This is a genomic window from Paenibacillus sp. FSL E2-0178 (genome assembly GCF_038593005.1).
Lineage (GTDB): Bacteria > Bacillota > Bacilli > Paenibacillales > Paenibacillaceae > Paenibacillus_AQ > Paenibacillus_AQ phytohabitans.
On the sequence record NZ_CP151953.1, the window covers coordinates 841,628 to 857,159 of the forward strand.

Sequence of the window (15,532 nt, forward strand, 5' to 3'; positions counted from 1 at the left end):
CCGGATGATCTTATTCTTGCGGAAGCGACTTCACCGCATGCTGTTTCAATTTGGCGGTAGCCCGGCTTAACAGCGTGCCTACCACCGGCGGTTTCACACCGAGCTCTCCGGCGATCTCTGCATAGCTGTAACCCGAATACTTAAGCAGCAGAGCCTGCCGGTCCCGCTCGGGAAGCCCGTCCAGCCAGCTCCGCACATCTTCCTGGTCCAGCTTGCCCAGCACTACTTCTTCCCCCGTAGGGGCTGAGGCATCTGTGTCGTACATTAACTCCTGCTTATTAATCAGTCTTCGCTCCCGCACTTGCTTGTTCAGGTAATCGTATCCGATCCGTGTAAGCACTCTATGCAGCCAGGCTCCCAGAGCTTCGGGATCATCCGGCGGATTTCTGTACAGTCTCAGAAATACCTCCTGCGCCAAATCATCGGCTGCACTCTCATCCCTTACAAGCGCGGACAGCTTTCGGCGCACGATTGGATAATGTGTATAAAAAATCGATTTAAAGTTGTCTGATTCCGGAATGTCCATCAGGTAATCCTCCTTATCCGCTGCAGCTATAAGTAAGACGAAGGCTGAAGCATATTTGTATCATTCCCGTTTCAAATATTCATCCCATTCTTACCATAAGAGCTGCCGATACGCAAAATAACCCCACAAAGTGGGGCCTTAAGTTCGATGAATATTCAATTAACAGGCACTACCTGTACCCTACATGTCCATGTTAAGTATTCAGATAATTACCATCCGCAAGGTCAGAATATCCATAAATGTGACAAAAATTAATGAAATAACGCACCTATTTAGTATAGACAGGTTGCTCTGGGCGGTAAAATATAGTAATTTAAAAAGTGTAAGCTATTATAAATTGAGAGGTGGAGCTAACGATGGAAAAGATGTGTATGGAAATGATGATGAACATGTGTATGGAGGACATGATGTGCAAGATGAAAAACATGAAGATGTGCATGGAAAAAATGACCGAAATGGGCATGATGGACATGGATATGGACATGATGATGAAGAAAATGCAGGAATGCGATGAAATGATGACTATGTGTATGACCATGATGCGTGAAGGAATGCAAATGTCCAAGTAAGTGACCGCAAGTTGTTGAAGTGAATCCGCTAAATTCACTCTAACAGTATATTCGCATATCATGGCAGAGCAGACTAACTGCATGCCATTTTTTATGTCTATTTTTTATGTCTATTTCTTATTTATATTTCTGTATCTTCTACCTTATTATATCTCCGTGTATCCCTTGCCTGGCTTATCTGATCTTGATATACCGATCCTGAATCTGTTTGGCTACGGTAATCCGCTCCATCTTCAGCTCCCAAATCTGCTCTTTCCACCGGTCGCTACCCTCATCATCCTCATGATCTCTCAGCTTATCGAATAACTGCAGCAGCATGAAGTTAATGTGATCGAACCGCGACCAAAGCTCTCTTACGCTATCCACTTGTTTCTGTGCTTCCGCAAGCTCTTTATAGTTCTTCAAGCGATCCAGGAGATCAGCCTGCCACTGTTCATCGTTAATTGCTATGGCGTAATTTAGAAGATCCAGATAATCATCGATTGACATGTGTACCGACTCCTTAATTTCTTTATACCAAGTATTATACTCGGTATTATGTATATTGCAATAGTTTGCATAAAAAAAAGCAGACATCCAAGATGTCCGCTTCGGAATAACTATTACGCTGCAGAGTTACATCAGCTTTTGGATATCATCCTTAATCTGCTCGGACTGCGGTCCGAATACAATCTGTACAGCCCCTTGCCCCAGTCTCATTACACCGGAAGCGCCAAGCTGCTTAAGTGCAGAGTCCTTAACCGCCTTGTCATCGTTAACGTTAAGTCGCAGACGGGTAATGCAGGCATCAATGCTGCGGATGTTCGCAGGGCCACCGATGTTCTCCAGAATCTTGGCAGCCCGGGAAGAAGCTGATACGGTTGTTGTACCTTTGCCGAGGTCAATCAGTTCATCATCTGTATCATCTTCACGGCCAGGTGTTTTGAGGTTGAACTTGACGATGATAAACCGGAACAGTACATAGTACAGAACGAAGAATGCAAGCCCCACAGGAATCAGTACCCACGCATTGGTGGAGAGCTTCATATTAAGCAGGTAGTCAATTAACCCGGCAGAGAAACCGAACCCGAGCTTCACATCCAGCACATACATCAGGAATCCGGCAAAACCGGTAAGCAAAGCGTGTACAACATACAGAGCCGGTGCAAGGAACATGAAAGAGAATTCCAATGGCTCAGTAATACCTGTCAGGAAGGAGGCAATCGCCGAACCGATAAAGATGGAAGCGACCATTTTGCGTTTCTCAGGCTTGGCGGTATGAATAAATGCCAGTGCCGCACCAGGCAGTGCGAACATCATAATCGGGAAGAAGCCTGTCATGAATATCCCTGCAGATTTATCTCCGGCGAAGAAGCGCGTCAGGTCACCATGTACAATATCTCCGGCAACATTCGTGAAATCACCAAGCTGGAACCAGGCAATTGCGTTAATGACATGATGCAGACCAAAAGGAATCAACAGACGGTTGGCGGTGCCGAAGATAAATGCACCTACTGCTCCCAGACCGACGACCCAGGTACCGAAGTCACTGATAACATCCTGGATTGGACTCCAGATCATACCGAGCAGAACAGCAAGAACCATTGTAGTTACTGCAGTAATGATAGGAACGAAACGTTTGCCTGCGAAGAAGCCAAGCCAATCCGGCATCTTGATATTGTGATATTTCTTGTACAGGAATGCTGCCCAGGCCCCGGCAAAGATACCGCCGAGTACACCCATGTTCAGCTTAACATCGTCACCGATGAACGGCATTTGGGCCGGTATTACTTTGAGAATACTGTCAAGAATCTGATAAGCTATGAGTGCCGATAACGCGGCCACTGCATCCCCTGCGAATCCGATAGCCACCCCAATGGCAAAGATTAGAGCAAGGTTGCCGAAGATTGCACCTGCGCCTGCATTAAGGAATGGTGCAACATATTGATTCAGGAATCTGCCTGCTGCCCCCAGATGGAAATCCTTCTCATAGTTAATGAGTGCGAACCCTTGCAGAATCGCTGCCGCCGGCAATGTGGCGACTGGTAGCATCAATGATTTACCCAACTTCTGTAAAAAAGCTAACATAATGAAATCATCTCCCGGTTTCATATTAGTACGTATATGTTTTTATAGCTTTGAAGCCACTGTAAGAATACTGTTCTTCCCTGCAGTAACGGAGCCGTAATGAAAGTCCACAACAGGCGTATACTCCGCGTTACTGGTCACAATGACCGGTGTAATGGTACGGTATCCGGCGGTGCGGATAGCCTCCAGATCGAATTCAATCAGCGTCTGGCCTGCTTTCACTTCATCTCCGGTAGCAATACTGCTGATGAAGCCGTTTCCCTTCAGGCTGACCGTATCGATCCCAATATGCATTAGGAGCTGCAGACCGGAGGAATGCTCCAGGATAAGTGCATGATTGGTTTTGACCACATGGGCGATTGTTCCGTCAAAGGGAGCGATTAATCTGCCCTCGGTCGGTTCTATGGCAATTCCCTTGCCCATATGCCCGCCGGCAAACGTCTCATCCGGCACTTCAGTTAACGGAACGGCTTGCCCGCTGACTGGAGCGGTTATCTCAATACTTGCTTCAGCATGTTTCTCTTCTTTTTTGGATTTCCATCTGGAAAACATAAATGTCACTCCTTGCTGCTCTTATTTATTTTTCTCTAAGGTCTGGAATAACCGGTGCAGATGCATGGCAAGGAAGCATATTTCTTCTTCCGGTACATCTACACCGAGCTTGCCCTGCATGATCTTTCCCATTTTGAGAGCCAGCTTGTATTCATCCTTATATTCTTTCTTGATGTGCTTCACGAATGGATTATCAATGAGCGAACCCTGCAGAATCCGTTCAATAGAGAATCTCAGGTGTACCATCAGCCGGACATGATTCATACTGCCCTGTTCAAAAATAATATTGCGTTCGTTGCGGATCATATCCATCAGATCACTGACGATGTTAGAGGCTTTGACCAGCTGACCAACCGGCACATTGCTGACCGCAGAATATACGTGATAGGTGAGGAACCCGACTTCATCTTCTGGAATCCGCACCTCGAATTCCGCGCTGATCTTCTCCGCTGCCTTGTAAGCGATCTCAAATTCCCTGGGAAAGGTCATCCGGGTTTCCTCAAGGAACGGATTGACAATGTCCATACCGCTCCGCAAGCGGAATATGGTGAACTGGATATGGCTGGGGAGCGCCAAATAGATCTTGTCGTTTAACTTGCCGGGAAACTCACGGGCGATATCCGAAATAATCTCATCCGTAATCCTCATGACCTTGGGATCTATGTCTTCCAGCAGAATCTGATACTGGCTCCATTCCTCCCGGTCCTCCAGCCGAAACAGCTTCTCAATCCGGGGATCATCTGCATCAATCACACCTGCGTCTTTAAGCGCAAAACCGATGCCCTTGCCGATAATCACATATTCCTTGCTTTTCTTGCCTCCTTGGACCATCACGACATTATTTCCAATCACCCGCAAAACCTGAAATTGTTCATTTTCCCTCGCCAAGTTCTCCCTCCTTTCCGTCCATTGCCTGATTTTTCGCACAAAAAAGAGCCAAGACTGACTCAAACGAATGAGATCAGATCTTGGCTCATGCCCTATTAAGGTAACACGCCACTTGCATATAAATGATCATTTATGATCTCATAATAAATCATACCTTGTATTCCGTCAATGGCTTTTTCGAAAAGTCAAGTTTTGCCCCTGCCCCTCTGGCTGTATCGTTGTAGTCTGCACCATTATTCAGTATTTATGCATAATAATCCCTTAATTTCGTATAAAAAAGAGTCAGACAGAGCTCTCTAGAAGGAGTTCTTGCCTGACTCTTCAGTTGTATGCTTATTAAGTCCGTTCCTGTATCCACCGGCACATCCTGGTGACTACATCTTTCATTACTACAGGTTTGCTTATGAAATCTGATGCTCCTGCAGTCAGACACCGTTCACGGTCTTCCTTCATAGTCTTGGCTGAAATCGCAATGATCGGAAGCTCTGTGAGTAATAGTTCTTCCCGGATAATCGACAAGGTATCGTAGCCATCGAGATTCGGCATCATGATGTCAAGCAATACAATATCCAAGTCAGGCTGTTCTCTGACCATCTGCAGACACTCGTAACCTGTCTGGGCAGTGAGGATATTCATTTCATAAGGCTCCAGGCCCTTCTGCAGTGCAAAAATATTACGTGCATCATCATCTACAATCAGCACAGTTCTGCCCTGAAGTTTCTGGAATTCCTTTTCAAACAGCAAATCCTTGCTGTTGACCTGAGTCTCCCGATCGGCAGACTCTAACTGTTCAGAGGCTGCTGCTGCCTGAGTCTGCCCCAGGAGGCTATCTGGCTCTTCCCCGCTGTCCAGCTCACGGCATGGAAGATAGAGCGTGAACGTGCTGCCTGCACCCTCTTCACTCTCCAGACTGATATGTCCGCCCAGCAGCTTAGCCAACTGTAGCGAGATGGATAGCCCTAATCCGGTTCCTCCGAATCTGCGCGCAGTCGTCCCGTCAGCCTGACGGAAGGCCTCAAAGATCAGTTCGCGGTTCTCCGCCGAAATGCCGATACCCGTATCTTTTACAGCAAAGGACAGTAAGGATTCATTCATGGCGTAATTCATATCCGAGTAGGAATCCAGCTTGTGGACATCGACAGAGACTGAACCATGCTGTGTGAATTTGAATGCATTGGATAGCAGATTACGCAGGATCTGGTGCATCCTCATTTCATCGGTGAAGAACAGATCGGGAGCCTCCGCGCCAATGTTCACCTCAAATTCTAAATTCCTTCCCTCAGCGAGCTTACCGAAATAACCCTGCAGCAGGGACGGCAGCTCTGTAAGATTAACGGCATCCATTTCCACCAGCATTTTGCCGGCCTCCACCTTGGAGAGATCAAGAATATCATTAATCATACTCAGCAAATCACTGCCGGAATTGTAAATCACAGAGGCATACCCCTGTTCTTCTTCTGTCAATGTGTGATTGCGGTTCTCTGTAAGCAGCTGCGAGAGAATCAGCATGCTATTGAGCGGTGTGCGCAGTTCATGTGACATATTGGCCAGAAACTCCGATTTATAGCGGGAGCTTAGCTCAAGCTGTTCATTGTACCGCTCCAGCTCTATTGCTGCGTTCTCTGCCACAGACTTCTGATCCTCAAGCTCCTTGTTCACTGTCAGCAATTCACTGGTCTGGTTCTGCAGCTCCTCAGTCTGTACCTGAAGCTCCTCCGACTGCACCTGAAGCTCTTCGGATTGCACCTGCAGCTCTTCATTCATAACCTGTGAATCATGCAGGAGCTTCTGAATCTCCATCCGGGTCATCACGGAATTGACGGTCACGCCCATCATTTGCAGCAATTCATTCAGCAGCTCGAAATGATAAGGCGCCCACCGGGTAAGCGCAGCAACCTCCAGCACCGCTACCGTCTTGTTCTCAAAAACAATCGGAGCGATAACCGCAAACCGCGGAGCCGTCCTGCCCAGCCCGGAAGAGATATAAACATAATCCTCCGGCAGATGCTCGATAATGTTAACCCGCTGATCCAATGCGCACTGGCCAATCAAACCCGCTCCAGGCTGAACGAGATCTCCGCTTAAACGGGCTTCTTTATTCTCGGCTCCAGCATAGGAGTACATCCGCTCAAAAAGCTCATCCCGGTTAAGCACAAATATAGTGGCGTACTGCATTTCCAGCATCAGCGACAGGCGGTTGATAAAGATCCGGCACAAAGCAGCCATATCCGTCGTTTCCTGCAGTGCAATGGACATCGAAGTAAGCTGTTCACTGTTCCACTGATCCCGCTGCACAGTGTCCAGCAGGCCATTGGTCGCTTCTCCCAATTCATAGATCTCGTCGAACGTCTTCACTTTGATTCGCTCTGACTTATTCCCTCCGCTGGCTATTTCGTTAATGGCCCGGATCACACTGTGCAAAGGATTCACAATGCTGGCTGAGAGCAGATAGGTAATGAGTGAGGCTAATAAGGCAACGAGACCCCAAAGAATGTACATCGTAATGAGCAGCTTATGGTTGCTGTCTTTAAGATTGCTTATACGCTCATTGGTAAGCGTCCGTTCAATATCGCGGAAGTAATCGGATTGCGAGCGAATCGCATCGATTACAATTTTACCTGCGTCATTGCGAAAAAAAGCACTTACAGTCTCATTCTGGCCATTCCGCTTCAGATCAACCACATATTGGCCGGCCTCATCGATCCATTTCTCAATATTATCTGAAATGTTATTCAGGTTCCCCACTTGCTCTGGATTATCTATAATCAGACCGTTTAGCTTCGCGAAATTAATCCGCCACTCTACAAGACCGTTGTTATATGGCTCCAGGTAAGACTCGTCCCCGGTAAGGGCGTATCCCCTTTGCCCGGTCTCCATATCCAGTACATTTTTTTCAATTTGATATGTAAGTTCATGAACCTCGATATCATGGTCACTCAGAAACACGGTTTCTTTCTCCAGGCTGGTAATCCTGTTGGAGACGATAACCAGAAACAGCCCCAGCATTAATAAAATGATGACATATCCAAGTGCGATTTTGCCACGGATCTTCAAGCTCCACGCATGCTTCTCCGGCAATGGTCCAACCCCCATCTTGCGTTATAATATACTGCATTTCCTATAATTGTAAAGGCTGGAGCAAAGGTTAACAAGTAGACCGGATTGCCTGTGTGTAGCCCTACAAATATCCTTCTGTGCGCGGCAATCTATCCTTGAGCTGCCGTACATTGGCTTCCAGTTTAATAATAATTTCTTCCAAATCCAGCGGATCGATCCCTTTGATAACCGGAGCAGGTGCTGTTGCTGCCTTGGTCTCGGCCTTCAACTCCTTCATTTCAATCTGCTGCTCCTGCCACTTGTCCATCAGATCGGCAATGGTAGCATAGAACCGCTCATAATCCTTAATTACACTATCCAGAAACGTATCCACTTCCTCGGCATCGTAACCGCGAAGCTTCATGCTGAACTCCTTCTCATGAATAGTAAGTGCATCCAGAGTAATTCCGAGCTGGCTGAACAGCTTTCTTTGCTTGTCCAACCGGCGTTTCATATGTTCGTCCATTTAAGTAACCTCCAAAGTTATGCTGCATTCATCCGGCAGTAATTATTATAACAGGGTGAAAGCAACCTGAAAACATCACTAAAGTTGCATTTCAGCAGAACGGAGCCTGCTGATTGCACTCTGGGACAATAGGGTAAGGAAAGATTACAACAGTATAACCACTACGTACACCCGAAAGGAAGATGACCCGATGAGCCACTTAACAAAATCAGAGTTGACTAAGCTCCGGCAGCTACTTGAGGAGCGCAGAACAGAACTGGAACAGCATTTCTCCAGCAATGGAGCTGAAGACAGCCTGCTGGGCGATTCACTCACACTCTCTACGGGAGAACTCTCTTCAATCGATAACCACCCTGCCGATACAGGAACCGAAACTTTTGAACGCAGCCGCGACCTGTCCATCAACACTTCACTATCCGAAGAATTAACCGATATCGAAGCTGCCCTTCAGCGGATCGAAGACGGTACTTATGGAATCTGTGAAATCAGCAAGCAAGAGATTCCTTATGAACGTCTTGAAGCCATCCCCTACACCCGTTACGCCGTTGAGTATGCACCGTCCAGCCGGAATTCAGACGTGCGTCCCGTGGAAGAAGAAGTCATGACTCCGCCGCCTTCCGGCGCGGGCCAGGGACGGCAGGAGCATAGCGGGAGATTCGATGACGCCGGTGCCTGGGAAGCTGTCGAGGATTACGGCAGTGCAAGCTCACCTGTCACCCCTCCCGGGCAGGATACGGAGGATGAGGATTCCTGAGCTACGGGCGGAATGACGGATCAATAGATTAGCTTCAGAAGTTGTCTGCTACTGCCTTATTCAGTATCCCCAGACAGCGGTCCAGATCAGTCTTCACCTGTTTTTTGTACAGCTTGGCCTTCTCCTCCCCGTCAGCAGTGAAATGGTATAGGACAATCTCCTGAAAATCGACTTTGGGATCACTGCCCTTTAGCTGCTTCGTGCGGTAAAGTATTCCCTGCTGCACTAATTCATGCAGCGCACGGTAAATTTCACTTTGGGGAGGAGAATACCCATACGCTTTGAAATCTCTCCGCAGATCCTCCAGCATCTGATAACCGTATCCTTTGTGCTGTTCCACCATCGTAATCAGATATACCTTTATAAACGCCCGCTGGGCAATCATAAACGCCATAGGACACCTCCTGGGTGTTTTTTTGATATGGATTGTTTGATATAGATTGTTTGATAGATTTGTTTGATATGATTTCTTTGATAGGGTTGTTTACAGTTTGTTTTAACTTACTTGTATCCCTAGTATAAACCCTATTTCCCATCATTCACAACAAGTAATGCCCAAGTAAAAATTCAGGATATCGGAAGGGTTTGAATTAAAGGTTCCTTTTTCCGGTTCGAAAAGTTTGATAGGTATATGTTGAGTTTGGTTTAAGGCGTATGGGTAGGTAGGTACGCGGTGGTATTTTTTTGTACTTCTATTGTGAATTTTTCATATGATGAATTTGAAGAATACCTAGGGTCAGTGCGGCGAATTGCCCTTGCTTGCTCAAGCGGACTGAGAAATCGTTATTTCGCTGAAAACCCACTTTATACGGCTGAAACGGACTGAGATTCCGTTATCTTGTTCATTTGAGTGTAAATCGGGGCATTTCAGAATGCTTAACGGAATCTCAGTCCGCATCCCCCTGTATTTAGCCAGAATTAACAGGTTAGCGGAATCTCAGTCCGCATTACATGCGGATTAGTCATGAAGAGACCGCCAAGTTAAGGTAACGAAATATACAATTGGTCAGTTCCATCTTGATCCCCTACTGACTGGACTTATTCATTATGATTTTTTCATTTGGGAGTTTATTTATAGTGATCTATTATTGAGCATCTAAAAAAGTAAATATAGATGTTGAGTTTGTTTAATTTTATCAAACTATTATGAATTTTTCACATAGTGTTATTATATCAACAGGATTTTTGGTTTGTTCTTTGGTCTTCTGTTGATCTTCTGTTGGTGTTCTGTTGGTGTTCTGCTAGTGTTCTGTTGGTCTTCTGCTGGTGTACTGTTGGTGTTCTGCTGGTCTACTGCTGGTCTACATTGAGTTATTTTATCCATCTGATTCCGTCCTTCCTTTTATTTCATTTGTTTTTGTCTGTGTGCTATTTTGGTCGGTTTTTGTTTTTGTGTTTTACTTAGCCGGTTTTAGTTTGTGTGTGTTCTTGGTCTGTTTTTCTTGGTCTTCTGTTCCTCTTTTCTTGGTCTTTTGTTGCTCTTCTGCTGGTCTACATTGAGTTATTTTATCCATCTGATTTCGTCCTTCTTTTTATTTCATTTGTTTTTGTCTGTGTGCTATTTTGGTCGGTTTTTATTATTGTGTTTTAATTATCCGGGTTTAGTTTGTGTGTGTTCTTGGTCTGTTTTTGTTTGTGTGTCTTTCTCGTCTGTTTTTCTCCATCTGTTTTAGTTTGTGTGTTTTTCTCATCGGTTTTTCTTTGTATGTTTTTCTAGTCTGCCTCCCTGTCTGTTTGTATTGTCTGTTTCTTTCTTTGTTTGGTACTTTACTTCTTTTTAATGCTGGAGTTTCTAATGTGAATTTTTCATGTATTGAAATTACACTTCAATTCACAGATTTATTGTTGTAAATGCAACATAAATCATGTACTATTTTTTTACCACCCTGTGAAAATAATATTGCGGGCTGCAGCAGACACGGCAAGATTACCCGAACCGAACAAGACCTCAATGTTGTACAAATTGCAACCTGTATGTATTGATCCAAGGTAATTCGTAAGGATTGTTGTATGAAATACAAGAATCGACCACGCATAGCGGCTCAAACACAGGGTAATGCTGCTTTTTCTACAACAATTTTCGAATATACTCGATATTCTGCCGGAAATGATGTATTTCGTGCAGGATTTTAGTTAGTGTCGTTAGTCTCTGAAGTTCAGCTTATACAGGCTAGTTGTAATAACGGAAGAATGTTTGAGATAAGGAGGAATCGTAAATGAATATAACTATAACAAAATGCTCGGCCGGCGATTTGGGCTTACTTCAAGAAATTAGTGTTGAGACCTTCAGGGATACATTTGAGCATCAAAATTCTGCGGAAGTTATGCAAGCCTATTTAGAGAAAGCTTTTAACCTGGAGCAATTAAATATCGAGTTATCTAATACCGCTTCTGAATTCTATTTCATCTATTCTAAAGGGGAGCTTGCCGGGTATTTAAAGGTAAACACGAATGAGGCCCAATCTGAATATATGGGTAACCATTCGCTTGAAATTGAGCGGATCTATATCAGGAGGCCTTTTCACAAACAGGGACTTGGAAAATATCTGATAAATAAAGCCATAGCAATTGCGGTAGAGCGGAATATCGAGAAAATTTGGCTCGGCGTGTGGGAACGAAACGGGAGTGCGATTGCTTTTTATACAAAAATGGGGTTTGTCCAGACGGGGATGCACTCTTTCTATATGGGCGATGAGGAACAGACGGATTATATAATGACGAAAAAGCTTATTTAGCTTAACCCTGACATGGCCTTACTCTGCAAAAAGGTAACCTCTGGATAAAAGCAATAAGGACTGCCTCAGGCCAAATGCTCCTGTAAGGCAGTCCTTGTTATCATTTATGATCATGTTCAGGCAATTTGCTCATTTAGAATTTGTCGCGGTTATAGAGATCCGGATCGCTGTCGGCGTTCATCGCACCTCTGTTGCCCAGCGTGTTACCGACCCTCGTATCCTCAGGAATAATATCGGGATTCGTAGGTCCGCGGTCTGCCAGTGTGCTGTTTACGGTATTGTCTGCATAGAGACTGTCGTAACGGCTTGCATTAAGGGAACGGTTGCCCCGGAAAACATTATGGATATCCCTGCCGCGGCCGTTGTCGTCAACGAGGACGAGGATTTTGCCGCTGTCCACGTATCCTTCGTAATCACGCGCTTCATCCTCCGGAATGCCGAGTCCGATTAATCCGCCCACGAGTCCGCCTGCACCTGCGCCGATTGCAGCACCTGTTAAAGTGGCTACAATGGGACCTGCTGCAAGGATCGGTCCTATCCCCGGGATAGCGAGTGCGCCGATTCCTGCAAGTAATCCGGTGATTCCGCCGACTACGCCCCCGGTTGCCGCTCCTGTTGCTACGCCTTCCGGCGCCATCGTTCCTGTATCCTCGGAAATGCTTTTTAAATCATCACGATCCCGTGTAATTACTGAAATATCGTCGTTAGTGAACCCTTGACTCTGTAAACTTTCAATTGCTCTGGTCGCTTCTTGTTCTGTATCGAATACACCTACGATTTTATCTGTCACTTGAAGCCCTCCTTCGAAATTGTCGTTCGCTATTGTATTACCCGTTCACAGGTGTGCCAAACAGCGATTCCAATTCTTTGCGGGCTAATTTGCGTTAATATGCAAAAATGTTTATTTGGACGGACGGGTGCGGTTGGTTGGAATAGCCTGCAGCGGATCATCCGGCCAGTAGTGCTTGGGGTAGCGGCCTTTCAAATCTTTTTTGACCTCAAAATAAGTGCCCTGCCAGAAGCTGGCCAGGTCTGAGGTCACCTGCATCGGTCTTCTGGCCGGAGACAACAGATGCAGCAGCACCGGAATCTTCCCTCCGCCAATCCTCGGCGTATCGGTCTGCCCGAACATTTCCTGCAGCCTCACGGCCAATACCGGAGATCCCGGATTGCTGTAATCCAGTGGAATACGCGAACCGCTAGGCACGGTAATATGTGTGGGCGCTTCTCTATTCAGCGTCTGCCTGCTGTTCCAGTCCAGCATATTCTCCAAAGCCTGCGTCAGATTCACACGCTGCAGATCGCGCAGATTGCGCATTCCATGGATATACGGGGCCAGCCACTCGTCCAGGGTATCGCATAGCGCAGCATCGGACATATCCGGAAAGTCCGCCCGCAAGGCATGAAGGAAGCCCATCCGCTGGCGAAGCTGGATAGTTCCCTTGTCCCACGGCAGCCGTTCCAGCCCTTCTGCAGCAATCACTTTAAGCAGTACGTGTTCCGTCTCTTCTGCGGTTGCGCGTTCATGCGTCGTCTCCTTCAGGATGAGTGCGCCCAGCCGGGTTACTCTGCGCGCCTTCACGCTTCCGCTCTCGCTGTCCCAGTAGACTTCGCGCTCTTCAAGAAGGCTGTCCGCATGATGCTTCAGCAGATCCTGCTCGGAGAGCTCTGCGGCAAGCATGATCCGGCTCTGCCCGGCACGGTCATCCACGCCGGGCGCCACAATATAGGGCGAGCGCGCCAGCGGCTGGCCCTCGCGCATCGCCGCCCCCCGGCCGCCGGAGAGGAGAAACGCGCCATCGCCGCGTTTTTGCCCGATGCGGTCGGGATAGGCGAACGACAACAGCAGCCCGCTGAGGCTGATGTTGTCAGGCGGTCCGCCCGGCGCTGCCTGCAGCTGCGCCAGGAAGTTCCGGCTCTCGCGCTGCACCGCGCGAAGAGCCTGCGGGTCCGCTCCGCCGCCGGCCGCGGAGCGCCCGGACCCGAGCAGCGCCTCCACGCGCAGCGTGAGGTCGCTGCTTAGTGCCGCGGGACCCTTGAAAAGGTCCCGCTCCTGCAGCAGCGCCGCGAGCAGTGCCGCGAGCGGCGCCGCTGCTAGGTCTGCCGCGCGCAGCAGCATGTGCGCGATGCGCGGGTGCGCGCCGAGCGCGGCCATGCTGCGGCCGTGCGGCGTAATGGCGCCGCCGGCGTCCAGCGCGCCGAGCTGGCGCAGCAGCGCCGTGGCCTGCGCGTAAGGCGCGGCAGGCGGCGCATCGAGCCAGGCGAGCGATCCGGGCTCCGGCACGCCCCACAGCGCCAGCTCCAGGGCAAGCTGCGCCAGGTCGGTCTCCATAATCTCCGGTACGTTATCGTCCGGAAGGCGGTCATGCTCCTCACGGCTCCATAGCCGGTAGCACACGCCCGGCGCCGTGCGGCCGGCCCGGCCGCGCCGCTGATCCGCCGAGGCCTTCGAGACCGGCACCGTGGTCAGGCGCGGCATGCCGGTGCGCGGAGAGAATACCTGGGTCCGTCTTAGACCCGTGTCAATCACCGTGCGCACACCTTCAATCGTCAGACTGGTCTCAGCGATGGATGTCGCCAGAACGACCTTGCGTTCTCCCGGTACAGCCGCTGCGACCGCTGCATCCTGCATCTGCTGCGGCAGCTGACCGTAGAGCGGACGCAGCACAGTTCCCTCCGGAAGACCTCCGGAGGCCAGCTCCTGCTCCGTCCGGCGGATCTCCCGTTCGCCCGGCAGGAAGACCAGTACATCCCCCGGCTGCTCGGCAAGTGCCCGGCGCACGGCACCCGCCGCCGCTATCTCGGGATAGATCTTGTCGGGGCCCGGTACATACACCGTTTCAACCGGATACGTCCGTCCCGGACAATTGACTACCGGCGCCCCGCCAAGCAGAGCCGATACCCGCTCACCATCCAGTGTCGCCGACATCACCAGAATGCGCAGATCCTCCCTCAGTACACTCTGCGCTTCGAGCGTCAGCGCCAGCCCCAGATCAGCATGCAGGCTCCGCTCATGAAATTCATCGAAAATCACGAGTCCGACATCACCAAGTGCAGGATCGCTTTGCAGCATTCTAGTTAGTACGCCTTCTGTAACAACAACAATACGCGTATTCCTGCCGACCCTGGTATCCATCCGCATCCGGTATCCGACCGTCTGACCGACACTTTCCCCGAGACAGGAAGCCATATAAGCCGCCGCCGAGCGGGCTGCCAGACGTCTGGGCTCCAGCATGAGAATGGTTTTGCCGGCCAGCCAGGGCTCGTCCAAAAAAGCCGGAGGGGTCCCTGTGGTCTTACCCGCTCCCGGCTCGGCGATCAGTATTGCCGCAGTAGTATCTGTAAGTATTCTTTTCAGGTCAGGGAGCACCTGCATAATTGGAAGCTGCTTCATTTCATCTCTCCATCATCCGCTACAAATTAGGTATAATTGGAATTAACATACTTTAATCAGCTATATCCATTTCATTATCATGGGCGAAACCGTCCCGGATATCAAGGAGTTCAGCTCAAATTAAGATTATAAACTGCCTGCGGACTAACAACGGACGACTTGTTTGAATTGAAGGCTCTCCTTTACCGGAGACTCTGGCTCAAGTTTTAACTGTAATTTGTACAACTATAACGGGCTATTTCTGCCTTAGAGCCGGTTTAATTGCACTCTCTACACTTATTAAATTCTCTTATGCCGTAAAAGAACAATTCTCCTATTTTTAGTTGTACAGAATGCTGTTATCCCGGATCATCCACTTCATCTCCGTCTTTTAACTGCAGGAAATACAACTATCCGCTAACGCTCTGTATTATTGTCTGCACTATAAGAGCTCACGTTACAACCCTCTGCTGTACAGACTATGTATATTTTAAGCTCCACCTATG

The 15,532-nt window shown here is 48.4% G+C and carries 13 protein-coding genes; 3 read left to right on the forward strand and 10 right to left on the reverse strand.

From position 1 onward, the window contains the following. Positions 1-10 precede the first annotated feature (10 nt). On the reverse strand, positions 11-526 hold the full coding sequence (locus tag MHI42_RS03510; protein ID WP_042136946.1) for a sigma-70 family RNA polymerase sigma factor: 516 nt from the start codon (positions 524-526) through the stop codon (positions 11-13). Positions 527-767: 241 nt separating this feature from the next. Here MHI42_RS03510 and MHI42_RS03515 point away from each other — a divergent pair, with 241 nt between their 5' ends. After that, positions 768-1,040 carry a hypothetical protein gene (locus MHI42_RS03515; protein WP_342422785.1) on the forward strand — a complete coding sequence of 91 codons (273 nt, stop codon included), beginning with the start codon at positions 768-770 and terminating at the stop codon, positions 1,038-1,040. Between the two features lie 229 nt (positions 1,041-1,269). On the opposite strand, the gene MHI42_RS03520 is transcribed toward MHI42_RS03515, so the two are convergent. From MHI42_RS03520 to MHI42_RS03545, 6 genes are all read right to left on the reverse strand, one after another. Further along, positions 1,270-1,584, reverse strand: a complete 315-nt coding sequence (locus MHI42_RS03520) for a hypothetical protein (protein WP_076244921.1) — start codon at positions 1,582-1,584, stop codon at positions 1,270-1,272. 126 nt (positions 1,585-1,710) lie between these two features. Beyond that, positions 1,711-3,162: an N-acetylglucosamine-specific PTS transporter subunit IIBC gene (gene nagE, locus MHI42_RS03525; RefSeq protein ID WP_171719347.1), complete on the reverse strand. Its 1,452-nt coding sequence runs from the start codon at positions 3,160-3,162 to the stop codon at positions 1,711-1,713. A gap of 42 nt (positions 3,163-3,204) precedes the next feature. Further along, positions 3,205-3,714, reverse strand: a complete 510-nt coding sequence (locus tag MHI42_RS03530) for a PTS glucose transporter subunit IIA (RefSeq protein WP_342422786.1) — start codon at positions 3,712-3,714, stop codon at positions 3,205-3,207. Positions 3,715-3,735: 21 nt separating this feature from the next. Continuing rightward, on the reverse strand, positions 3,736-4,602 hold the full coding sequence (locus MHI42_RS03535; RefSeq protein ID WP_171719345.1) for a PRD domain-containing protein: 867 nt from the start codon (positions 4,600-4,602) through the stop codon (positions 3,736-3,738). A 336-nt stretch (positions 4,603-4,938) separates the two neighbouring features. After that, the gene (locus tag MHI42_RS03540) at positions 4,939-7,680 is read right to left on the reverse strand and encodes a CHASE3 domain-containing protein (protein WP_342422787.1); all 2,742 of its coding nucleotides are present in this window, start codon (positions 7,678-7,680) and stop codon (positions 4,939-4,941) included. A 100-nt stretch (positions 7,681-7,780) separates the two neighbouring features. Further along, positions 7,781-8,164: a DivIVA domain-containing protein gene (locus MHI42_RS03545; protein WP_042136936.1), complete on the reverse strand. Its 384-nt coding sequence runs from the start codon at positions 8,162-8,164 to the stop codon at positions 7,781-7,783. A 190-nt stretch (positions 8,165-8,354) separates the two neighbouring features. On the opposite strand from MHI42_RS03545, the gene MHI42_RS03550 reads away from it, so the two are divergent. Beyond that, a complete protein-coding gene (locus MHI42_RS03550; protein WP_342422788.1) occupies positions 8,355-8,918 on the forward strand; it encodes a TraR/DksA C4-type zinc finger protein in 564 nt (187 codons plus the stop codon). A gap of 34 nt (positions 8,919-8,952) precedes the next feature. Here the strand turns inward: MHI42_RS03550 and MHI42_RS03555 are convergent, their stop codons facing one another. Beyond that, complete coding sequence (locus tag MHI42_RS03555; RefSeq protein WP_039292873.1) at positions 8,953-9,312, reverse strand: helix-turn-helix transcriptional regulator; 360 nt, start codon at positions 9,310-9,312, stop codon at positions 8,953-8,955. Between the two features lie 1,822 nt (positions 9,313-11,134). Between MHI42_RS03555 and MHI42_RS03560 the strand changes: the two genes are divergently transcribed. Beyond that, positions 11,135-11,653, forward strand: coding sequence for a GNAT family N-acetyltransferase (locus MHI42_RS03560; RefSeq protein ID WP_342422789.1), 519 nt, complete (start codon positions 11,135-11,137; stop codon positions 11,651-11,653). Between the two features lie 133 nt (positions 11,654-11,786). Here the strand turns inward: MHI42_RS03560 and MHI42_RS03565 are convergent, their stop codons facing one another. Continuing rightward, entirely contained in the window at positions 11,787-12,443 is a 657-nt protein-coding gene (locus MHI42_RS03565; RefSeq protein ID WP_171719340.1) for a general stress protein, read from the reverse strand. 111 nt (positions 12,444-12,554) lie between these two features. After that, positions 12,555-15,047, reverse strand: coding sequence for an ATP-dependent helicase HrpB (hrpB, locus tag MHI42_RS03570; protein ID WP_342422790.1), 2,493 nt, complete (start codon positions 15,045-15,047; stop codon positions 12,555-12,557). Positions 15,048-15,532 lie beyond the last annotated feature (485 nt).